Source organism: Chryseobacterium sp. 2TAF14, from assembly GCF_052115105.1.
GTDB lineage: Bacteria > Bacteroidota > Bacteroidia > Flavobacteriales > Weeksellaceae > Chryseobacterium.
The window spans coordinates 1-22,062 of the sequence record NZ_JBFRGA010000019.1; the positions used below are offsets into that span (position 1 = coordinate 1).

Sequence of the window (22,062 nt, forward strand, 5' to 3'; positions counted from 1 at the left end):
GTCGAAAGACAGTGCAGTTTGAAATAAATCTAATAAAAAGTAAAAATGAAAGGCGACAAAGATACTTTTTTTTTCTTTACAAACAAATTTTAGACCCCGTTTTTTTACTTTTTTGAAAAATAACTTAACTTTTAGAGAAAGTTTTCGTTTAAAATTTTATAAATTAGCACAATGTTTATCAAGGACTATATCTCAAAAGATTTTCCGTGTTTTCATCTGACTGACTCTATCGAATCGGCTAGAGAAACCCTAGAAGCATTTGGATATACGCATATTTTTATTAAAAAATCTCACCATTTTTACGGAGCCATTGCCAAAGACTTCCTTTATGAAGATGAAGGACCTTTGAAAAATCTGGAACACCAGATCGAGCGCTTTGCAATTTTGGAAGACAATAATATTATGGACAGCATCCGACTGTTTTATACATTCAATGCCAACGTGATTCCTGTGATCAACAAAAACGAAAAATATCTCGGGTACATTTGCTGTGACGATGTTTTTCAGACCTTTTCAAAATACCCTCTGTTTTCGGAAACCGGCGCAATTCTTACCATAGAAACTCCGGCGAGAAAATATTCAATGACAGAGATTGCAAATATCGTAGAGAGCAGCAATTCTAAATTTTACGGCGGTTTTATAAGCTTCATGTCTGATGAAGTCATTCACGTTACCATCAAAATAAGTAACGAAAATCTGTCTTCTATTGATGCCACTTTTGACCGTTATGATTACAGAATTGTAGAAAAATATTACTCTGACGAAAAAACAGATCTTTTCAAAGACCGTTTGGGTTTTTTACAAAAATTTATCGAAATATAATATGAAGGCAGCCATATATTCTCAGAAAAAAGATCTTGATACTTTTTTATATTTAAGCAAATTTATTTCTGAACTGGAAAACAGAGGTGTAAAATCTGTTTTGTTTGATGAAATGGCTGAAGCGCTGCAATTTTCTAAAATTTTTGAAACTTTTAGCAGCAAGCAAGATCTTATTGACAAAGAAGTCGATCTTTTCTTCACTTTCGGAGGCGACGGAACGATAGTAAATTCTTTAACGTTCATTGAAGACCTGGAAATCCCTGTTGTAGGAGTAAACACCGGAAGACTTGGTTTTCTGGCAAGCTTCACCAAAGAAGAAGCTTTTAAGGAACTCGATTCTATTTTAAAAGGTGATGTAAAAACCAGCCGAAGATCTGTGATTGAAGTGGTTTCACCGAAATCTGATTTTTTCCCGTATGCTTTAAATGATGTAACGGTTTCGCGAAAAGAAACCACCTCAATGGTGACGGTAGATTCTTATATTAATGACGAATTTCTGAATGTTTTTTGGGGTGACGGTGTTATCGTTTCTACGCCGACAGGTTCTACAGCGTATTCATTAAGTTGTGGCGGACCGATCATTTCTCCGAACAACGAAAATTTTGTCATTACACCGATTGCTCCTCATAATCTGAATGTAAGACCTCTGGTTGTAAATGATAAAGTTGAAATTAAATTTAAAGTAGAAAGCAGGGTTCCGCAATATTCTCTTTCATTAGATTCAAGATTAATCCACATTGAAACCGATCAGGAAATTGTCATCAAAAAGGCGAGCTTCCAGCTTTTGCTGGTGCAGCCAAACAATTTAAGTTTCTACGAAACGATCCGTCAGAAGCTACTTTGGGGACGAGATAAAAGAAATTAGAAATTTCTTAAAATTGATTACCTTTACAAGAATTTTTAAAAAGACACCTTAATATTTTATAAAAAGTAAAACATGAGCAGAATTTTCCCGGCAGGAGTTGCCACAGGACAGTTAGTTACAGATATTTTCCAATACGCAAAAGAAAACAAATTTGCATTACCTGCAGTAAACGTTGTAGGATCAAGCACCGTAAATGCGGTAATGGAAACTGCAGCAAAATTAAATTCACCTGTCATCATTCAGTTTTCTAACGGTGGAGCAGCTTTCAACGCCGGAAAAGGATTGAGCAATGACGCTCAGAAATCAGCTATTTTAGGTGGTATCGCAGGAGCTAAACATATTCATACCCTTGCTGAAGCTTACGGAGCTACAGTAATTTTACATACAGACCACGCTGCAAAAAAATTGTTGCCTTGGATAGACGGTTTGATGGATGCTAACGAAGAGTTCTTCAAGCAGACAGGAAAATCTCTTTACTCTTCTCATATGCTTGATCTTTCTGAAGAATCTTTAGAAGAAAACTTAGAAACTTCTGCAAAATATTTCGAAAGAATGGCAAAAATGAAGATGACTCTTGAAGTTGAAATCGGGGTTACAGGAGGTGAAGAAGACGGAGTAGACAATTCTGGTGTAGATAACTCTTTATTATACACTCAACCGGAAGACGTAGCTTATACTTACGAAAAACTTAAGGCGATCTCAGACAACTTTACCATTGCAGCCGCATTCGGAAATGTACACGGAGTTTATAAGCCAGGAAATGTAGTTCTTACTCCAAAAATCTTAGATAATTCTCAGAAATTCGTTCAGGAAAAATTCGGAACTGCAGAGAAGCCGATTAATTTTGTATTCCACGGTGGTTCAGGTTCTACTTTAGAAGAGATCAGAGAAGCTATTGACTACGGAGTAATTAAGATGAATATTGATACCGATCTTCAGTTTGCTTACACAGAAGGAATCAGAGATTACATGATCGACAATGTAGAATATCTGAAAACTCAGATCGGAAATCCTGAAGGAGAAGAAAAGCCTAACAAAAAATACTACGACCCAAGAGTCTGGATCAGAAAAGGTGAAGAAACTTTCTCTAAAAGATTGGTTCAGGCGTTTGAAGATTTAAATAACGTAAACACGCTTAAATAAAAATTATTAATGATAAATGATGAATGATAATTGATTTCAATTAAACAGTTTTTTCATCATTTATCATTTATCTTTCATCAATTATATAGTTATGGCATTCGAAAATTGGTTTAAAAGAAAAGCACAAAATATCACGACTTCTACGGATGATAAGAGAGACGTACCAAAGGGTCTTTGGCATCAGACTCCGTCAGGAAAAGTAGTAGAGCACGATGAGCTTAAGAAAAACAATTATGTTTCTCCTGAAGACGGATTTCATGTAAGAATCGGAAGTGCAGAGTTTTTTGACATCCTTTTTGACGAAGGAAAATTCACTGAGCTGGATGCAAATGTGGAAAGCATTGATATTCTTAATTTTAAAGACACCAAGTCATACACCGACCGTCTGAAAGAAGTAAAAGCAAAAACGAAATTGACTGATTCTATCAGAAATGCTGTAGGAACCGTAAACGGAACCGAAATGGTAGTTTCTTGTATGGATTTTGCCTTTATTGGAGGATCTTTGGGTTCTGTAATGGGTGAAAAAATCAGAAGAGCAATTGATTACTGTATCGAAAAAAGACTTCCGTACATGATTATTTGCCAATCTGGTGGAGCAAGAATGCAGGAAGCAACCTATTCTCTGATGCAGTTGGCAAAAGTACAGGCTAAATTGGCTCAGCTTTCAGAAGCAGGACTTTTATACATCGCTTATCTTTGCGACCCAACTTTCGGTGGAATTACCGCTTCTTTTGCAATGACTGCCGATATTATCATGGCAGAGCCAAAGGCTTTGATCGGGTTTGCAGGACCAAGAGTTATCCGCGAAACCATTGGTAGAGATTTACCTGAAGGGTTCCAGACCTCAGAATTTTTACAGGATAAAGGTTTTGTAGATTTTATTGTGAAAAGAACAGAAATAAAAGAAGTTGTTGCCAAAACAATCAATCTTTTAGCTGTAAAAGCTTAGAATTTAAACTAAAAAAACATATCATCTCTCTCAATTCGGGAGAGATTTTTATTTTATGAGGACATTTAAAGTTGTTTTAAATACCATTAAATCAATGAGCTTAAAGAAAATCTTTAGGCTTTTAACTGCTGTTTTACCGCATCCTCTTTTTTCGATTTTAAGTTTTTACGCAACCGTTAAAGCATTTTCTATCGCACAAAAACTTTACCCTGAAACAGCATCCAAAAACGGCGAAGGAAACGCTTTCAGGCATTCACTCTGGTGTTGTCTTATTATGATGTACTGCAGCAAAGTTTCTTCGCCTCAAAAAGCATTAGATTTCTGCAAAAAAATTACAGACCTACACGAAGAATTGTTTCCTAATGAGCCTCTGGAAAACAAAATGGATCTCCACAACAATAAAGTCGGAATGGATTATTTCATGGAGCTTCTTCCGGGAATTCATCGCCAGTTTTTCGAAAAAAGCTTTTTTATAGATGAATTAAAGAAAAAAACAGCCAACGCAAAAGTTCTGAAAAGTTTGGATGATAATTTTGAAGGCGAACTGGTTTATTTGGATGAAAAGTAAATCAAACACTTAAATATTTTTAAGCTTTAATAGCTATAAAGTGGAAAAGGTGGTGATACCGTACAAATTGCTACCCAAAAAATCAATGCGCTTTCCCCAATTGTAAGAGACAGTCTGATGAAAAAAAATGATTTTGCAGACAGCAGGATTCATTATAAAACAGATTCTCTGAAACAAAATGTAAATGTTTACAGAGTTCAGGAAGCAGATGGAGTGATTGGAACTTCTGAAACTGCTGTTAAAATCTGTCTCGGTTTAATCGGAATTATGACGCTTTTCATGGGCTTCATGAGTATTGCCGAAAAAGCAGGCGGAATTAATCTTTTAAGCCGTTTAATTCAGCCTTTTTTCTCAAAATTATTTCCTGAAATTCCAAAAAATCATCCTGCTTTCGGGCATATGCTGATGAATTTCAGCGCCAATCTTTTAGGTTTGGATAATGCCGCAACTCCTTTTGGTTTAAAAGCAATGGAAAGCTTACAGACTTTAAATCCGAATAAAGATACAGCGAGCAATTCACAAATTATGTTTCTCTGTCTTCACGCAGGAGGAATGACGCTGATTCCTGTTTCTATTATTGCAATCAGAGCTTCAATGGGATCAAAAACACCGACTGATATTTTTCTTCCCTGCATGATTGCAACATTCGCGGCAACTTTAGCAGCAATGATTTTCGTCTCTTTATATCAAAAAATAAATCTGTTAAAACCTGTTGTTCTTGCCTATATTGGCGGAATTTCTGCGTTAATTGCGCTTTTGGTTGTTTACTTAGTTCAATTGAGCAAGAATGAGCTTGATGATTTCAGTAAAGTTTTAAGCAACGGTTTGATTTTATTTATTTTCATTGCGATTGTACTTGGCGCTGTTTACAAAAAAATTAATGTTTTTGATGCATTTATTGAAGGTGCAAAAGAAGGTTTCTGGACTTGCGTAAAGATTATTCCTTATCTGGTAGGAATGCTCATTGCGATTTCTCTATTAAGAACTTCGGGAGTTTTTGATGTAATTATTGACGGTATGAAATGGGTCGCTTATTCTGCAAACTTAGATGCAAGATTTGTTGACGGACTTCCGACAGCTTTAATCAAGCCATTATCCGGTTCCGGAGCAAGAGGAATGATGGTTGATACGATGGCAACTTTCGGAGCAGACAGTTTTCAGGGGAAATTGGCAGCGGTTCTTCAGGGAAGCTCAGATACGACGTTTTACGTGATCGCCGTTTATTTTGGAGCAGTAGCCGTAAAGAACACGAGATACACTGTAATTGCCATGCTTTTGGCAGATTTGGTCGGGATTATTACTTCAATTGTATTGGCATATTTGTTTTTTGCTTAATGTTTAGATTTTACATTTTACTGATTTTATGTTTATTTCTTATCAATTGTAAAAATGATAAGGATAAAATTGTTGTAGAAAACAAAACTACTGGAAAACAAAATTTAAAAGATTATATCGATTTTAAATATGATAAAGTTATTGCTTTCGCAAGCGTTAATCCAATGGATTATTATAGCAAATATGGAAAATCTTGAGATTTTTTTTAATTCTTTAGGTCTAAAAGTATTTTATAACCCTCTTGAACATATGAAATATTATAATTCTCTTCAAACTCATTAATAAATAGTTCCAGTGATTTGAAACTTTAAACATAAAACCCTAAACTTTAAACATCAAAAATGATTACCGATAAAGAATTCACACTACGATTAATACGTCAGTTAACTCAAGCATTAGAAAAACTGATTTTAGATAAACCTGAAGAAAGTTTAATGCAAAAAGAACTCGATTTTGACTCTTTAATGAAAGACATTTTTAAATTTGATTTTCAGGTGCTTTCTGGAAAATCAAAAGAAGAGATCGTCGAAATCGTTAACGAAAGACAGGAAAGAGATCACAAAGATTACTACGAAATGCTGGGAAATCTTTTCTATTATAATGGAAAAGTACTGAACAATAATGACTTTTTAGACAAAGCAAAAACATTCTACGAACTCTATTTACAAACCAGCGGAATTTTTGCACTCCCAATTATCAACAGAATTAACGAAATCGCCAAAAAGTAATTCCAACAAACACGAACTAAAAAGTCCGGCGATTATATTACAAAATAAAAACAATAAACTTTACATAAAAAAAAAGCACTTGAGTAAAGTGCTTTTGTATTTTTAGAATGTAATATTGTAAGTTCCGGTGGATGATACACTGGCTTTTTCTGCCTTTACGTACTTTTTAACCCAACCTACAGAAGTAGAAACCACACAAGGATCTGAAACGCCGCCCGATCTTCTTGCAGAAGAAACATTTCCGGCTTTATCTACGGTGTAAGAAATGGTAATCGATCCGCTTGCTGAGCAATTATGGCTTGGCTGCGCTCCACCTCTTCCCATCGTTCCGGGAATATAACCGATCAGTCGTCTGTCTATTCCTACTTTACTGTCGCCGTTTCCGTCACCGCCTAAAGGATCGCCGTTATTTCCGATACCGCTTCCTGTTCCCTGACTTCCTGCTTTTGTACCACGACCTCTGATCAGATTTCCGATTGCGGCATTCCCTTTTCCGTCCCCGTTGCCGGTTCTGGAATTGGCAGTTGTTGCTCCCGATTTTTTAGTATTTTTCGTTGTATTTGTACTTGCAGCCGTAGATTTATTTGATTTTTTAGAATCTTCTTTTTTAGGAACAGAAACTTTAGCATTATTTCCTGTAATAATTTTTTCTTTTGCTTCCGACTTTTTGGTTTCGGGTTGCGGATCAGGTTTTATCACTGTTTTTGTTTCAGGAACTGCTGTTTCTGCAGGATCAGGATTATCTTCGGTTGCTGCAGCCAGACTTCCCGGCTGATCAGCAGGCTCTTCTTCGCCATTCCCGTTTCTGTTGTCTCCGAAATTCACCAGCATTGTTGTGACAACTTCTGATTGAGTTTCGATCTCCGGTTTTAATTTATATAAAAAAACAAACAACAGGATTGCAGACCAAATCAGGATCGAAAGCACTGCGCTTTTTACCCTGTCTCTGTTTTCCTCGTCTTTGTTTACAATATAGCTTCTCATTTTAAAATGATTTTTTCCGGTATTTTCGGAACTACTATTTATCTTTAACCGTTGCAATGGCGATATTCAATTTATTTTTTTCGGCAATTTCCATAACAAATACCACATCTTTATGCATGGTATTTTCGTCTGCTCTGATGGTAAATGATTTGTTGGTCTGGTTGGTCAGCTTATTCACGATCACCTGTTCAAGCTCACCTCTGTTTACCGGGTTATCATCTACAAAATACGATCCATCCGGCTTTATGCTTACCGTTAAAGGATTCGGGATGTTGTCATCCACCGCTCCTGCTTTTGGTAATTTTACATCAATCGCGCTTTGGTTTGCAGCCGATGATGTGATCATAAAGAATATCAGCATCAGCAAGATAACGTCTGTCATCGCTGCCAAACTGAATTCCGGGTTTGCTTTATTTCTTCTCTGAATTTTCATCTGTTTATTCTGATTTTTTATTTGTCAGATGGAACCTTTCGGTTTCATAAGAAAAAATTATAAAGGTTTATTGATAAGATCTAAAAATTCTCCAGACATATTCTGGGTTCTCAATACAAATTTATCAATTCTCGTTAATAAAATATTGTAGAAAAAGTTTGCCGGAATTGCCACCGCAAGACCGACTGCCGTTTGTCCCAAAGCTGTATAAATACCTTCAGACAATGTTTTAGGAGAGAAAGATCCGCTTGCATGAGAAAGATTAAAGAAAGCAATAATCATCCCGATAACCGTTCCCAATAATCCCAACATAGGTGCAATACTCGGTACAACAGCCAAGAGGTTTAAGTTTTTTTCCATATTGGCAACTTCTACCTGAGCCTGGGCTTCCATTGCGCTAACAATGTCTGAAACCGGACGCCCCAACCTTGAAATTCCTTTTTCTAAGATTCTTCCTTCAGGCGAATTTTGTCTTTTACAATAATCTGTAGCCGACTCTATTTTTCCTTCTCTTATAAAATCTTCGATATTATCCATAAAATTAGAATCTGTTTTTGAAGTTAATCTTTTAATAAAGAAAAAACGCTCAAAGAAAAGATATACGGAAAATACACCAAGAGCCAACACGGTAACCATCACTATCTTAGCGAAAGCTCCTCCGTGGAACATGATTTTCCAAAATGAAAATTCTAAATCTTCTGCAGCTACAGCAGGTACAGTAACCTGTGCAAATAAAATCTGAGTAAGTTCCGTTAACAGCATTAATTGTTTATTTATAATGGTTTTAAACGACAAAAATAATGGAATATTATGAATCCTTATCTTAAAATAAGCTTAAAAAATGTATTTCAAAGCTAAATAATGTCTTAAAAAAGCAAATTTCTTTCCAAAAGAGTATTGAAAAGAAATCTGAGTTTATATTCGGGGCAAAGATCAGTCTTCGTCTACCTCTATCTCGTCTTGTTTAAATTCGCATTTCAACCTGAAAGGAATCGGTGTATCTGAACCGGTGTAGAAATCGTCAATTGTGCCTTTCCATACAACCTGAAGCTCATTTTCTTCGTTTTTCTCAAAGCAAAGTTCGTTATCGTAAATGAAGGCGTCTTCATCATCAAACAGATTGACTTCGGTATAAACCTCATCATCTGTATCATTGATTTCGAATGTTTTTCCTTCAATTTCTGAAGAATCGATCGGAAACTCGATCACCTCCAGTGAAAGCTGAGGAAAATTGTACTGCAGAGAATCGTCGTCTACATGATCTAAACCGTCATCGGTAATGACCTCTACTTCCAGAAAATGTTTTTGATTACTATAAACAGCCTTGCAATAAGTGCTTCTTATATTGTATTTTAGTGTTTCGTCCGGATGGTAAATTTTTAAAATCCCTTTCATTATTTCTTAAAAAAGAGCTGTAATACTATGATTGTTAAATGCTTTAGGCAAAGATAAAAAATTGTCTGAATCTGAAAAATGTTTTGAAAATTATTTTTATTAAAATCTATGTTTAAAACAAATTTGATTTACAATATTGGTTATTTTTGTTAATTATTCCGTTACAGAAATTGCCGGAATAAAATTTTGTAACAACAATTATATTTCATCTTACAAATAAAAGGTAAAGATTATCTATGAAAAATATTTTATTTAAATCCCTGATCGGGCTTGGTTTGGCTTTGAGTCTTTCGTCATGCAAAAAATCAGATTCACCGTTAACGAAAGTTACCCCAACCAATATAGATTCTATCGCTTCAAATTATTATGAGCAATATCTTAAGCTTTATCCTTTAGAAGCAACTTCGCAAGGTGATTTAAGATACAACGATCAGCTTCCCATCAATATTGACAAAGATTTTATTCTGGGTGAAATTTCTTTTTATAATTCTATCCAGAAACAGCTTGAAAATGTAGATTACAAAAGCCTTTCAGATGAAGACAAAGTGGTTTATGATGTTCTGGATTATACTTTAAAAGATAAAATTGAAGCTTACTCTTATCATCCTGAATATATTCCATTTACGCAGTTTGGCGGGCTTCCGCTGAATTTCCCGTTGTATGGAAGCGGACAGGGAAGCCAGCCTTTCAACACAGAAAAAGATTATGAAGACTGGCTAAAAAGAATGGAAAAATTTCCGGAATGGATGAATGCCGCAACCGAAAATTTCCGTGAAGGAATCAATAATAAAATTGTTCTTCCCAAAAAACTGGTTGTGAAAATGATTCCTCAGATGAAAGCCGAAGAAATCACAACCCCGGATTTTGAAAAGAATATTTTTTATGGTCCTGTAAAAAATTTCCCAAAAAGCTTCAGCAAAGAACAGAAAGAAAAACTCACCAAATTGTATCAGGAAGCCATTACAAAAGACATTATTCCTGCCTATACAAAAATGGGTGCATTTTTAGAGAAAGAATACTTGCCTAAATCCAGAGAAACAGACGGTTACAACACCCTTCCAAAAGGAGACGACATTTATAGATATTACGCTAAAAGCTGGACAACCACCAATAAAACACCTGAAGAAATCAACAAAATCGGTCTACAACAGGTCGAAATGCTTCGAGGCGAAATGGAAAAAGTAAAACAGCAGGTTGGCTTTAATGGTACACTTGAAGAATTTATAAATTCTGTAAAAACAGATCCGAAAGCGATGCCATATAAAACCTCAAAAGAAGTTCTGAATGGTTTTAACGGAATTTTAGCTAAAATAACACCGAAATTGAAAACCATGTTCAGCGTAACGCCGAAAACGAAGTTTGAAATAAGACAAACCGAAAAATTCAGGGAAGCAAGCGCAAGTGCAGAATACATACAGGGAACTCCCGACGGAAAAAGACCGGGAATTTTCTACATGCCGCTTCCGGATCCTTCAAAATTCAACGTTACTTCAGGAATGGAGTCTTTGTTTTTACATGAAGCAATTCCGGGACATCATTATCAGGTTTCTCTGCAGCAGGAAAACACAAAACTTCCGAAGTTTATGAGATTCGGCTGGTTCGGTGCTTACGGTGAAGGTTGGGCGCATTATTGCGAAACTTTAGGCCCGGAATTTGGGCTTTATACTGATCCTTACCAGAAAATGGGATATTTGAGCGATCAGATGCTTCGCGCTGTTCGTTTAGTTGTCGACACCGGAATTCACACAGGAAAAATGACAAGAGAAGATGCAATCACGTATTTTCTGAGCAATATTGCTTATGATGAAGCCGGCGCAACTGCAGAAATTGAGCGTTATATGGCAATGCCGGGACAAGCTTTAGGTTATAAAATAGGATCATTAAGAATAAGGGAATTGAGAGAAAAATACCAGAAAGAATTGGGCAAAAAATTCAGCTTAGCGAAATTCCATGATGAAGTTTTAAGCCAGGGTTGCCTTCCTTTGGATGTTCTTAACAGAAAGATGGAACTTTGGGCAAAAAATCAGAAGTAATTTTTTTTTATTAAATTTAAAAATAGAAGCCATGAAATAATTTTTCGTGGCTTTTTTGTTTTATGTTTGTTTAAACAAAATCATGAAACAAGCATTATACATTTTGTTCATAAGTTCCTGCTTAGCTATTATAAGTTGTAAAAAAGAGAAGAAAAATGAACAAATTTTTGAAAAATTTACCCTTGACAAAAATCTGCCACAAAACGATACGATCAAGCTGCTTTCAAAATATCCCGAACTCAAACTTTATAAAAAGGAGAAATTAGAGAGTAAAACAAGAACTGCCTATATCGTTCAGATTGCAGGATTTTTACCTATGGATAATTATAAATGTTCTTCTGCTTTAAAGAACGACACATTAGAAATTTCACTTAATAACAATAACGGTTTTTTCGGAAATGGGGTTTTAATTAAAGTATTTGATGATAATTTTTTGATCAAAGACATTGATCCTAAAACCTTACATGGTGAAATAAAATTTATGAAAACAAGACCTGTTTACGAAAAGTTAGTTCTGAATAAAGCCCATTTTCAGAAAAATGATACGGTTTATGGCTTTATCAATTACAATACGAAAGTAGAAAATTTTACAAAAGATTTCAGAGGATACTTTAAAGCTGTTGTTAAATAAAATGTATCTAAAATATTTAATTTTGATAAAGAAATTACAATCTTAAAATTATGAAAGAAAGTATAAAATCACTCTTCACACGAGATTTAAATCAATTAAAAAAAGAAATAGAATCTTATCAAAACGAAGATGCCATCTGGAAAATTGATAAAAATATTTTAAACTCCGGAGGAAATTTAACGCTTCATCTGGTTGGAAATATTAATCATTTTATCGGAGCTACTTTGGGGGATTCTGGATATGTAAGAAACAGAGAACTCGAATTTTCATTAAAAAATATTCCAAAAACAGAGTTGATTGAGAAAATTGAAAAAACAATTGACGCTGTACATTCTTCACTCGATAAATTAACGGAAGAAGATCTGAAAAAAGAATATCCTATTGAAACTTTAGGCTATACAATGACGACAGAATATTTTCTGATTCATTTGTTTGGACATTTGGGATATCATTTGGGACAGGTGAATTATCATAGACGGTTGCTGGATTTGCAGTAATTTTTTGCCTTTAACTTCTTTAACCACCCCGTCAAAAATTCTGTCGAATTTTCGCCACCCCTCCAAGGGAGGGGAATTTTGCGGCTGTTATTATTTTTCTTTTTCTTCAAACAGCATTTTGGTGATAAAGTCTTTTTCACCTTTTCCTCTTGCCGGAGAATATTCTCTTCCGTAGAAAATAATCTGAAGATGAAGTTTATTCCATACTTCTTTTTTCCAGAGGTTTTTGGCGTCTTTCTCGGTTTCTACCACGTTTTTTCCGGAAGTGAGTTTCCATTGCGTCATTAATCTGTGAATGTGCGTATCGACAGGAAAAGCGGGAAATCCGAAACCCTGACTCATAACAACAGAAGCTGTTTTGTGACCAACTCCGGGAAGCGCTTCGAGTTCTTCATACGTTTGCGGTACTACTCCATCGTGTCTTTCCAGTAAAAGTTCGGCCATTCTTTTCAGGTTTTTGGCTTTTGTATTGGAAAGCCCGATCTCTTTGATCAGTTCTTTGATTTGATATTCTTCAAGCTTTGCCATTCTCTGAGGCGTTCCAGCAACAGCGAAAAGTTCGGGCGTAACCTGATTTACTTTTTTGTCGGTCGTCTGTGCAGAAARCGCAACGGCAACCATCAAAGTATAAGGATCGGTATGATCCAACGGAATCGGAACTTCCGGATATAATTTTTCTAATTCTGACTGAACGAGTGCAGCTCTTTGCTTTTTTGTCATTTAACCATTAAATTTGAGCAAAAATAAATCATTATGCTGAAAGTTGGAGATAAACTGCCAAATTTTGAAGGAACAAATCAGGATGGAGAAAGTGTAAATTCTGAAAATTTAATTGGGAAAAAACTCGTTATTTTCTTTTATCCGCAGGCAAATACTCCGACTTGTACTGTGGAAGCCTGTAATTTGAGCGATAATTATTCTCAGTTGGAAAAAGCAGGATTTCAACTTTTGGGAATCAGTGGAGATACCGTAAAAAAGCAGAAAAATTTCCACAGCAAGTTTGCTTTTCCTTATGATCTTATTGCTGATGAAAACCGTGATATTATTGAGAAATTCGGAGTTTGGCAGGAGAAAAAAACTTTCGGAAAAATTTACATGGGAATCGTAAGAACCACTTTTATTTTTGATGAAAAAGGAATTTGCACAAGAGTTATTGAAAAGGTAACTTCTAAAATGGCAGCGGCGCAGATTTTGGAGGGAATTTAAACACGATTTATCACAAATGTTTTCACAAATTTCACAAGAGCTTGTGTTTATTTGTGAAAACATTCGTAACATTAGTGTTTAGTCAGGTGTTTCGTAATACATCAACTCTACATCTTCATTGGGAAGCGTTACGTATTTTTGGAATTTTAAACCTAATTTTTCAATTAATTTTTGAGAAGAAAGATTATCTTTTGTCGTGATGGCAGAAATTTTATTTAATCCAAACTCATCCATCCCGATAGATTTTACTTTTTGAGCAGCTTCAAACATCAATCCTTTGCCTTCAAACTTTTCAAGGACAGAGAAACCAATATCTACAATATCTAAACCCTCTCTTTCAAAGATACCTACTCCGCCAATTTTCTGGTTTCCTTCTTTTAAAATAACCATATAATTTCCGAAGCCTAATTTTTCAAACTGTGGTAAAAATTTAGACCGAATATAGTTTTCGGCATCAGACAGAGAATTGACATTTCGGTTGCCAATATATTTAATGAAATTGGGCATATTGTAAAGCTCAAAAATCAGATCAGCATCCTCCAAAGACATCGGACGAATTAAAAGCCGCTCTGTTTCGTAGAGCTTATTTTCTTTTTTTGACAGGCTGTTTTTTGGGATCATCTTTAGGCTCTTCTTTTTTTTCTAATTTTAAAAGTCGCGGGTTGTTTTTACAGTTTTTTGTATAAACTTCCATGTAAGTCCCGTTGTTTTCAACATTTGAAATCGTACCTGTAGCTTTGCTTACAGTAAGTGTGAAATGCGTTTTCTGATACGGACATTCTTTTGAAGTAACTTTCCCTAAATCAAGATAATAATTGGTTTTATCTTCATAATAATTGGCGGCAACATCTACAAACTGCTCGTCAATGAGATAGCCGTCTAAAACAGCTGCAATAGCCGCTTCTTCAACGTTGTCAGTTTTACCTATAAAATCTTTTAGTTCCCGAATATCTGTAATGTAACTGATTTTTCCTCCTGTTGAAGTAGCGATGTAATAAAAACTTTCTTCACCCGGTCTGAAATTAAATCCGGCAAACTGAGGAAGATACTCCGGCTTGGTTCCTGAGACTTTTACTTCTCTGTTTTTACCATAATTACTGTGCAGCAATACCCAGGAATCTACTTTCCCGTTTGGAACTATTTTACCTAAAACCCCGTCAATATTTGAAAATTTTTTCTTCTCCTGAGAATTAATAGAAATTCCCAAAAAAAGAAAAACAAAAAGAAAGATGCGATTAGTATTTTTCATATCCCAAACTTTAGTAGAAATTATGATTATTTTACATGTATTTTTCGCCTTTTTTAAGACTTTTTAAGTCTAAAACATAATCTTTAATCTGCTGATCGTGCTCTCTCGGGCAGATTAAAAGAACCTTGTCTGTATCTACAACGATAAAATCCTTTAATCCGTCTATCACGACTGCTTTATTATTTTTTACGTGGATAATATTCCCTGTGGAATCGTAAGTAAGCGCTGTTTTGATATTGACAGCATTTTCATTTTCGTCTCTTTCGCTGTTTTCAAAAACCGAAGTCCAGGTTCCAAGATCGCTCCAGCCCAAATCGGCAGGAATTACATGCACATTTTTGGCTTTTTCTAAAATACCGTTGTCGATCGAGATTTTCTGGATTTTAGGATAAATGATTTCTATGCAGCTTACTTCCGTTTCTGCATTGTATTCGCAAGCCGTAAACTGCTGCGTCATATCCGGAAGGAACATTTCAAAAGCTTTATGAATAGATTTTACATTCCAGATAAAAATTCCTGCATTCCAAAGGAAATCTCCGCTTTCGAGGAAGCTTTTGGCAATTTCAAGAATAGGCTTTTCAGTAAACGTTTTAACTTTATAATAGTCTGAATCTTTTTTATCAACAAACTGAATGTATCCGTAACCCGTATCTGGTCTTGTTGGCGTAATTCCCAAAGTTACCAGATAATCCTGGGTAGAAGCAATGCTGAAAGCCAACTCTACTTTTTCTAAAAAAACGTCTTCTTTTAGGATCAAATGATCTGCAGGAAGCACAATCATTGTAGCATCAGGATTTATTTCAGCAATTTTGTTTGCCATGTAAAGATTACATGCAGCTGTATTTTTCATCAGAGGTTCGCCCACGATATTATTTTCCGGAATTTCCGGTAATTGCTGATGAGAAAGCACTACATACTCTTTATTGGTAATTACAAATATGTTTTCTTTAGGAATAATCTTGCTGATCCTGTCATAAGTCTGCTGAATCATGGTGCGGCCGGTTCCTAAAATATCCTGAAATTGTTTGGGAAATTTCTGCGTGCTCAGAGGCCAGAATCTGCTACCGATCCCACCCGCCATAATCACACAGTATTTATCTGATTTTGACATATTTAACTGCATTTTTTCACTCTTGCCAAAGGTTTGAAAGAATACTTTCTTCCTGTAGCCAGATTCATACAAAGATAGTTTTTTTTAATCAGACYTTCCAACAAATACTTTTCTTCCCGATAGATGAAATTTTCACCTTTGGTAAGTTTTTCTATAAAAATCTCTTCATCATCCTGATTTTCAATATGAAAATATTTTACAAGATCCGGACTTGCCATGAAGTTGGCTTTCGGTGAGCGAGAAAACTTAATGATAATGGGCTTCAGATCTTCATCATAAACCTCTATACTTTCTAAAAGCATTTCCCTGAAAGTATGTTTCCATTCGTTGCCATGCGCAGAAATTCTTCTTCCAAATTTTTCAAAGGCGATAAGATGGGCCAACTCGTGGGTTAACACAAAAAAGAAAAGCTGCGGAGCTAATGTAGAATTGATGGTAATTTCATGCGAATTATCCCGTAATTTACGATAATCTCCAAGCTTAGAATTTCGGTTTTTTGTAACTTTTATATGAATATAATAGTCTGAAAACCATTTTCTTAAATAAGATAGTGTATTCTGAGGTAAATATTTTTCTAAAGACTGAACAGACATTTTACAAAGTTAGCGGAATTCCGGAATAGAAATTCAATAATTTAAGGCTGAAAAGATAATTATATTTTGCCTGCTCTACCGAACCTTGAGCATTTGCGTAATTGTTTCTGGCAATATTTAAATCATAAATCGTAGTACGGCCAGCTGCATAACTTTTATCGGCAAATTCCATCGCCAGTTTTGTGCTTTTTTCGGCTTCAACTGCAGCAAGATAAACTTCATAATTGGCATCTGCATCAAACTGAGCTTGCTGTACATTTTGTCTTACCGTCTGTTTCTGCTGCTCTAAAGTGGTTTTAGCAATGTTCTCGTTAATTTTTGACTGCTCTACCTGAAGCTTGGTAATTCCTTTATTGAAGATAGGAATATTTAAGCTTACTCCTCCCTGTTGACCAAAGTTATCTTTGTATTGCTGAAAAAAACCAGGCTCTTTACTTGCATTCCCAAATTGGTCGTACCCGGAATAAGCTGTATTCAATAAGTTCCTGTAAAAAGTTCCGACCCCTACGCTCGCAGTAAGAGTAGGCCAGAAAGCTGTTTTGGTAATTTCTGTCTGAGCTTCTGCAGATTTTATTCTGCTTTCAGCCGCTTTTATCTGTGGCTGATTTTCGTAAGCCAAGTTTAAAACATCATCTACAGAAAACAATTGAGGCGTTAATTTATCATCAACTTCCACATCTTCTACATCAAAATCTTTATATTCTTTTAGTTGAAGCAATTGTGCCAAAGCAAATAAACTTCTACCAACGTTGATTTCGGCTGTTTTCAAATTTTGTTTCTCTCTTGCCCAGGCTGCTTCTGCTTCTGCAACAATTGTTTGAGCTGTTGTACCTACTTCTGTGGTAATTTTTGCTCTGTCAAATTGTTTTTTTGCATTATCTACTGCGCTTTGAGAGATTTTTACAATTTCCTTGTTCAGTAAAGTCGTTAAATATTGCTGAGCAATCTGAAGCGAAATATCATTTTTAATGGTTTCAATATCATATTGGCTTGCTTCTACATCAAACTGAGATTTTCTGATTGTTTTATCAAGCCTTCCATTATTGTAAATTAAAATATCCGCTCCAATATTTGCCGAATTACTGAATTGATCGTTTCGGATACTTGTCGTTCCCAAAGAAGCCTGCCCGAAGCTTACATTATTTCCCATGCTTGCATTTACCGAAGGAAGATAATTTCTCTGGGCTATTTTAAGATTAGAATCCTGAATCTGTTTTGAATATTCATTCTGAATCACCTGAAGATTGTGCTTCACCGCGTAGTCTACACATTCACGCAAAGACCATTTCTGCTGAGCGTTTAATCCTGCAAAGGCTAATCCCAAAACAACTGTCAAAACTTTTTTCATATGGAAATCTTTATTTTTTTCAAATGAAATCATTCTTTTCTTATTGCTTTTTCTTTTATAAAAATTTTGCAAATAATGATTTCAAATTGGCTTTATTGAAATTAGACGTAAAGATTGTAAAAAAGTTACAGATTTAGAAAATTATTGTTTCATTTTAATGAAAGTTTTGAGAATTTTGCATCATGACAAACGCACAATATCAGGAAGCTGTAGAATGGCTTTTCGTTCAGGCGCCAAACTATCAGATCGATGGGCAAAAAGCCTACAAACCGGGACTTGGGAACATCACAAGACTCTGCGCTTTTTTTGATAACCCGCAAGATAAAATAAAATGCATTCACATTGGCGGAACCAACGGAAAAGGCTCTACCAGCAATATGCTTTCTTCGATTCTTCAGGAAGCCGGTTACAAAATAGGTTTATACAATTCCCCTCATCTTATTGATTTCACGGAACGGATCAAAATTAATGGTAAAAACTGTGATAAAGAATTTGTCTATCATTTTATTTTAAAACTTAAAAAACTTCCCGAGGATATTCTCCCTTCTTTTTTTGAGTTTACTACCATTATGGCGTTTGAATATTTTGCACAGCAGAAAGTAGATTTCGCTATTATTGAAGTTGGTTTGGGCGGAAGATTAGATTCAACCAATATTATTAAACCTTTGGTTTCGGCTATTACAAACGTTCAGCTCGACCATCAGAATATTTTAGGCGATACGATCGAAGAAATTGCGTTTGAAAAGGCGGGAATTATAAAAGAAAACACACCCATTATTTCCGGAGACGATAATGAAGCGGTAAAAAACATCATTAAAGATAAGGCTACAAAAGAAAATGCTCCGTTTATTGATGCCACTGTTTTAAAAACTGAGCTAAAATCTGATTTAAAAGGAAATTATCAAAATAAAAATATTAAAGTTGTTTTAAAGCTTGTAGAAGAATTAAGAAAACTAAATTACAGTATTTCGGATGAAGCTGTTGAAACCGGACTTCTGAATGTTCATCATAATACCGGATTTATCGGCCGCTGGTTTGAATTTTCTCAAAATCCTTTGACGATTTGTGACACGGCACACAATCAGGCTGGTTTAGAATCGGTTTTTCAGCAGTTAAATTCAATTAAAAAGCGTAAACATATTGTTTTAGGATTTGTAAATGACAAGAAAATTGATGATGTAATGGGTTTACTCCCTGAAAATTCTAAGTTTTATTTCGCTAAACCGTCTATCAACAGAGGAAGACATCCTCAAGATTATGAAGATTTATTAATTAATTCAAAAATAAATTATAAAATTTTTGATTCTGTACAGGAAGCTTATCTTTCTGCAAAACAGGAATGTACAAATGAAGAAATGATTCTTATTGGCGGGAGCAACTTTGTAGTCGGAGATTTTTTAGAAAAAAATTTGGAGATTTACGAATAAGTCGTATATTTGCACCACTCTAAACAACGGTAACGTTGCAGAGGGCGATTAGCTCAGTTGGTTCAGAGCATCTGGTTTACACCCAGAGGGTCGGGGGTTCGAATCCCTCATCGCCCACCAAAAGGAAACGAAACCTTTTAAAAAATATCGGGTTCTTAGCTCAGTTGGTTCAGAGCATCTGGTTTACACCCAGAGGGTCGGGGGTTCGAATCCCTCAGGACCCACAGAAATCTCTCTTTTTTAAGGGAGATTTTTTTTGTTTAAAACTATTTTGATTTTCTAAACATTAATCCAAGCTTATATAAATCTAAATATTTGAGATTGGGATTTACTGAAAGCAAATTCTTTTTTAAAAACTTTTCAAAAAAATAAAACAAAATTAAAACAGGAAATTTTAATCCTTTTTTATTCGCAGATTCATAAGCTTTCATAAGCTTAATCTCAGATAATTTAGCACTTAAATTTTTATTGTTTAGCATAAGCAAAAGACTCTCAACAGATTCTTCAACTTTCCTCAAATAAACATTTCCCACTTCTACATCGTCATTATACACCAGGTTATCAATATGCATTACAGCGATTTTTGCCGATTTTAAATCCATTGAAAATATCAAATCTTCATAACCGTATTTATGGAGATTAGCATTAAATTTAAATTTTTCAAAGACCGTTTTTTTAATCAGAAAATTATTGGTCTGAAAACTTAGATAGGGTTTTGCTTTTCTTTTTTCTAAAGGTAAATTTTCTCTTTCTATAGCAAATTTCCATCTTAAAATATGCTTTTCTGAAGGTGGCAAGTCTGAAACCTTTCTTCCACCATAAACAACAGATATATTTGAATTTTTATCTAGAAAATCGATGTAGTTTTTAAGAAAATTTGGAGAAATAATTTTTCCGTCACAATCCAAAAAAAGCAAATAATCGCCTTGTGTAAAATCTAAAAACAAATTCCTGATTCGGGATCTTCCAATGTTTTTTTCAAGTAAAATAAACTGATCTACTCTATCCTGAAGCTCACTGTTGATTTGCCTGAAATTCTCACTTGAAGCATCATCAATAAGAATGATTTCAGCATCTATTTCATGGTTTTCTATTTCTTTTTTAAGATCATAAACCAATTTTCTTACATTAAAATTATAAACCGGAATGCAAACAGAAATCTTCATTCTGCTAAATTTTTTCAATGATTTGCTGCACGTTGATTTCTTCCAGACACGCCCAATCGCCACGGTAACATTCTTTATCACCAAAAACCGAGCAAGGTCTGCAGGTAAGATCATTAATCTGAACAACATCATCCTCGCTTTGTCCGAAACCTAAAAACCCGGCATACGGATGAGTTGCTCCCCAAACCGAAACACATCGGGTTCCTACAATGCTGGCTAAGTGCATATTAGCAGAATCCATCGAAATCATTACTTCAAGCTGAGAAATCCTGTTTAACTCTTCAGAAAGGTTCAGTTTTCCTGCTAAACTTTTGGTATTGGGAATTTGTCTTTCCCAGCTTTCAAGAGTTTCGGTTTCCTTTTCCCCACCTCCGAAAAAATAAACCGTATTCTTTTCTGCTAAAATTTTTACAAGCTCAAAAGATTTTTCCAAAGGAAGCATTTTTCCTTTATGCTGAGCAAATGGAGCAAAGCCTATTCCCGATTTTTGGTTTGATTTTGGTCTTAACTGATGCGAAAGCTCAACTTTAAAACCCATATCCCGGAAAACATCTGCGTACCGCTCTACCGTTTTTTTAAGCTGATTTTTATCTAAATTCCAGACATTGGTAAGATTTTCTTTTTCCTCTTTTCCTTTGTCTATTTTAAAAACGTTAAACCCTTTTCTTATAGAGAGCTTATCTAAAATTTTAGAACGTATAACATCGTGTAAATCAGCAATATAATCAGGATTGTATAATTTCAATAATTCTTTTCCCAATCTTCTGATTCCCAGAAAACCTTTATAATCATCAAGATCAATTCCGTGGAATATAACATTCGGAATATCAGCAAATAAGCTCTTAAAATTATTACGTGAAACCATGACGATCTGAACTTCAGGATTTTGCTCTAAAAACTCACGAAAAACAGGCACCGTCATAGCGACATCACCAAAAGCGGAAAAACGGTATGCTAAAATTCTGGTCACAACTAAGATTTCAGTTGGTATGCGACTGCATAAAATTTAATTTGCTTGGTCATCGCCATCAATCCGTTGGCTCTTGAAGGGGATAAAAATTCCTGCAATCCGATTTCAGAAATAAATTCAAAATCAGAATCCAGAATTTCCTGGGTAGAATGACCGCTGTAGATACTTACAAGCAAAGAAACGATTCCTTTCGGAAGAATTCCATCAGAATCTGCATTGAAAAACAGTTTTCCATCTTTAAATTCAGCATCGATCCACACCTTGCTTTGGCAACCTTTGATTAAATTTTCATCAGTTTTCTTGTCATCCGGAAGACCTTTCAGTTCTTTGCCCAAATCTATGATGTATTCATATTTCTGTTCCCAGTCTTCAAGAAACGCAAATTCGTCGATTATTTCCTGCTGATTTTCTTTAATGGTCATTTCTATACTTTCTTTCTGCAAAGATAATTAATTTAAAAAAGATAATTAAAAACAGATTTAGTACAAACAACTATTTAAAATAATTCTTGAAAGATTTAAATTTTGTTTTTTAAACACAAGGTTAAACAATGATTTTTTTACCTTGATAAGTGAAATACATTCGTTTAACTTTAAAATATAATTCATT

Annotated in this window: 24 protein-coding genes, 2 tRNA genes and 1 pseudogene; 14 read left to right on the forward strand and 13 right to left on the reverse strand. The window is 34.9% G+C overall.

Features of this window, described 5'->3' with window-relative positions; all coding sequences use genetic code 11:
* Nucleotides 1–171 precede the first annotated feature (171 nt).
* The 7 genes and pseudogenes from AB4Y90_RS03925 (at nt 172) to AB4Y90_RS03955 (ending at nt 6,410) form a co-directional block, all read left to right on the forward strand.
* Entirely contained in the window at nt 172–822 is a 651-nt protein-coding gene (locus AB4Y90_RS03925; RefSeq protein WP_441556106.1) for a CBS domain-containing protein, read from the forward strand.
* 1 nt (nt 823) lies between these two features.
* On the forward strand, nt 824–1,687 hold the full coding sequence (locus AB4Y90_RS03930; RefSeq protein WP_441556107.1) for an NAD kinase: 864 nt from the start codon (nt 824–826) through the stop codon (nt 1,685–1,687).
* A 72-nt stretch (nt 1,688–1,759) separates the two neighbouring features.
* Nucleotides 1,760–2,830 (forward strand): class II fructose-bisphosphate aldolase, encoded by a 1,071-nt coding sequence (gene fbaA, locus AB4Y90_RS03935; RefSeq protein WP_441556108.1) that lies wholly within the window; start codon nt 1,760–1,762, stop codon nt 2,828–2,830.
* Nucleotides 2,831–2,921: 91 nt separating this feature from the next.
* A complete protein-coding gene (gene accD / locus AB4Y90_RS03940; RefSeq protein ID WP_441556110.1) occupies nt 2,922–3,779 on the forward strand; it encodes an acetyl-CoA carboxylase, carboxyltransferase subunit beta in 858 nt (285 codons plus the stop codon).
* Nucleotides 3,780–3,834: 55 nt separating this feature from the next.
* Nucleotides 3,835–4,347 (forward strand): DUF6973 domain-containing protein, encoded by a 513-nt coding sequence (locus AB4Y90_RS03945; RefSeq protein ID WP_441556111.1) that lies wholly within the window; start codon nt 3,835–3,837, stop codon nt 4,345–4,347.
* Between the two features lie 174 nt (nt 4,348–4,521).
* Nucleotides 4,522–5,682 (forward strand): annotated as a pseudogene (locus tag AB4Y90_RS03950) (nucleoside recognition domain-containing protein); the annotation flags it as partial.
* Nucleotides 5,683–6,023: 341 nt separating this feature from the next.
* Entirely contained in the window at nt 6,024–6,410 is a 387-nt protein-coding gene (locus AB4Y90_RS03955) for a hypothetical protein (RefSeq protein WP_441556112.1), read from the forward strand.
* 102 nt (nt 6,411–6,512) lie between these two features.
* On the opposite strand, the gene AB4Y90_RS03960 is transcribed toward AB4Y90_RS03955, so the two are convergent.
* From AB4Y90_RS03960 to AB4Y90_RS03975, 4 genes are all read right to left on the reverse strand, one after another.
* Nucleotides 6,513–7,394: a ferric siderophore ABC transporter substrate-binding protein gene (locus AB4Y90_RS03960; RefSeq protein WP_441556113.1), complete on the reverse strand. Its 882-nt coding sequence runs from the start codon at nt 7,392–7,394 to the stop codon at nt 6,513–6,515.
* Between the two features lie 34 nt (nt 7,395–7,428).
* The gene (locus AB4Y90_RS03965; protein WP_408089545.1) at nt 7,429–7,827 is read right to left on the reverse strand and encodes an ExbD/TolR family protein; all 399 of its coding nucleotides are present in this window, start codon (nt 7,825–7,827) and stop codon (nt 7,429–7,431) included.
* Nucleotides 7,828–7,884: 57 nt separating this feature from the next.
* Nucleotides 7,885–8,589, reverse strand: coding sequence for a MotA/TolQ/ExbB proton channel family protein (locus AB4Y90_RS03970; protein ID WP_441556114.1), 705 nt, complete (start codon nt 8,587–8,589; stop codon nt 7,885–7,887).
* Between the two features lie 171 nt (nt 8,590–8,760).
* Nucleotides 8,761–9,222, reverse strand: coding sequence for a hypothetical protein (locus AB4Y90_RS03975; protein ID WP_441556115.1), 462 nt, complete (start codon nt 9,220–9,222; stop codon nt 8,761–8,763).
* A 236-nt stretch (nt 9,223–9,458) separates the two neighbouring features.
* On the opposite strand from AB4Y90_RS03975, the gene AB4Y90_RS03980 reads away from it, so the two are divergent.
* The 3 genes from AB4Y90_RS03980 to AB4Y90_RS03990 all read left to right on the forward strand — a co-directional run bounded on the left by AB4Y90_RS03980 (nt 9,459) and on the right by AB4Y90_RS03990 (nt 12,383).
* A complete protein-coding gene (locus AB4Y90_RS03980) occupies nt 9,459–11,255 on the forward strand; it encodes a DUF885 domain-containing protein (protein WP_441556116.1) in 1,797 nt (598 codons plus the stop codon).
* Between the two features lie 82 nt (nt 11,256–11,337).
* On the forward strand, nt 11,338–11,886 hold the full coding sequence (locus AB4Y90_RS03985) for a hypothetical protein (protein ID WP_441556117.1): 549 nt from the start codon (nt 11,338–11,340) through the stop codon (nt 11,884–11,886).
* A 50-nt stretch (nt 11,887–11,936) separates the two neighbouring features.
* Nucleotides 11,937–12,383: a DinB family protein gene (locus AB4Y90_RS03990; protein ID WP_441556118.1), complete on the forward strand. Its 447-nt coding sequence runs from the start codon at nt 11,937–11,939 to the stop codon at nt 12,381–12,383.
* Between the two features lie 90 nt (nt 12,384–12,473).
* Here the strand turns inward: AB4Y90_RS03990 and AB4Y90_RS03995 are convergent, their stop codons facing one another.
* Nucleotides 12,474–13,103, reverse strand: a complete 630-nt coding sequence (locus AB4Y90_RS03995) for an endonuclease III domain-containing protein (protein WP_441556120.1) — start codon at nt 13,101–13,103, stop codon at nt 12,474–12,476.
* 33 nt (nt 13,104–13,136) lie between these two features.
* Here AB4Y90_RS03995 and bcp point away from each other — a divergent pair, with 33 nt between their 5' ends.
* Entirely contained in the window at nt 13,137–13,589 is a 453-nt protein-coding gene (gene bcp, locus AB4Y90_RS04000; protein WP_441556122.1) for a thioredoxin-dependent thiol peroxidase, read from the forward strand.
* A 78-nt stretch (nt 13,590–13,667) separates the two neighbouring features.
* Here the strand turns inward: bcp and AB4Y90_RS04005 are convergent, their stop codons facing one another.
* The 5 genes from AB4Y90_RS04005 to AB4Y90_RS04025 are packed head-to-tail and all read right to left on the reverse strand — an operon-like array spanning nt 13,668 to nt 17,890.
* On the reverse strand, nt 13,668–14,210 hold the full coding sequence (locus AB4Y90_RS04005; protein ID WP_441556123.1) for a GNAT family N-acetyltransferase: 543 nt from the start codon (nt 14,208–14,210) through the stop codon (nt 13,668–13,670).
* Entirely contained in the window at nt 14,173–14,838 is a 666-nt protein-coding gene (locus AB4Y90_RS04010) for a hypothetical protein (RefSeq protein ID WP_441556124.1), read from the reverse strand. Before AB4Y90_RS04010 ends, AB4Y90_RS04005 begins: the two co-directional genes overlap by 38 nt.
* Nucleotides 14,839–14,869: 31 nt before the next feature.
* Entirely contained in the window at nt 14,870–15,949 is a 1,080-nt protein-coding gene (locus tag AB4Y90_RS04015; RefSeq protein ID WP_441556125.1) for a mannose-1-phosphate guanylyltransferase, read from the reverse strand.
* Nucleotides 15,950–15,951: 2 nt separating this feature from the next.
* On the reverse strand, nt 15,952–16,542 hold the full coding sequence (locus AB4Y90_RS04020) for a SprT-like domain-containing protein (RefSeq protein WP_441556127.1): 591 nt from the start codon (nt 16,540–16,542) through the stop codon (nt 15,952–15,954).
* A 1-nt stretch (nt 16,543) separates the two neighbouring features.
* Nucleotides 16,544–17,890: a TolC family protein gene (locus AB4Y90_RS04025; protein WP_441556128.1), complete on the reverse strand. Its 1,347-nt coding sequence runs from the start codon at nt 17,888–17,890 to the stop codon at nt 16,544–16,546.
* A gap of 182 nt (nt 17,891–18,072) precedes the next feature.
* Between AB4Y90_RS04025 and AB4Y90_RS04030 the strand changes: the two genes are divergently transcribed.
* The 3 genes from AB4Y90_RS04030 (at nt 18,073) to AB4Y90_RS04040 (ending at nt 19,541) form a co-directional block, all read left to right on the forward strand.
* Nucleotides 18,073–19,317, forward strand: coding sequence for a bifunctional folylpolyglutamate synthase/dihydrofolate synthase (locus tag AB4Y90_RS04030; protein ID WP_441556129.1), 1,245 nt, complete (start codon nt 18,073–18,075; stop codon nt 19,315–19,317).
* Nucleotides 19,318–19,359: 42 nt separating this feature from the next.
* Nucleotides 19,360–19,437 (forward strand) — tRNA-Val (locus AB4Y90_RS04035).
* Nucleotides 19,438–19,466: 29 nt separating this feature from the next.
* Nucleotides 19,467–19,541 (forward strand) — tRNA-Val (locus AB4Y90_RS04040).
* A 42-nt stretch (nt 19,542–19,583) separates the two neighbouring features.
* On the opposite strand, the gene AB4Y90_RS04045 is transcribed toward AB4Y90_RS04040, so the two are convergent.
* From AB4Y90_RS04045 to AB4Y90_RS04055, 3 genes are read right to left on the reverse strand one after another with little or no spacing between them, the layout of a single operon-like run.
* Nucleotides 19,584–20,483, reverse strand: a complete 900-nt coding sequence (locus AB4Y90_RS04045) for a glycosyltransferase family 2 protein (protein WP_441556130.1) — start codon at nt 20,481–20,483, stop codon at nt 19,584–19,586.
* A 4-nt stretch (nt 20,484–20,487) separates the two neighbouring features.
* Nucleotides 20,488–21,453 carry a glycosyltransferase family 9 protein gene (locus AB4Y90_RS04050; RefSeq protein WP_441556131.1) on the reverse strand — a complete coding sequence of 322 codons (966 nt, stop codon included), beginning with the start codon at nt 21,451–21,453 and terminating at the stop codon, nt 20,488–20,490.
* 2 nt (nt 21,454–21,455) lie between these two features.
* Nucleotides 21,456–21,875, reverse strand: a complete 420-nt coding sequence (locus AB4Y90_RS04055; protein WP_230634883.1) for a SufE family protein — start codon at nt 21,873–21,875, stop codon at nt 21,456–21,458.
* Between the last annotated feature and the right edge of the window lie 187 nt (nt 21,876–22,062).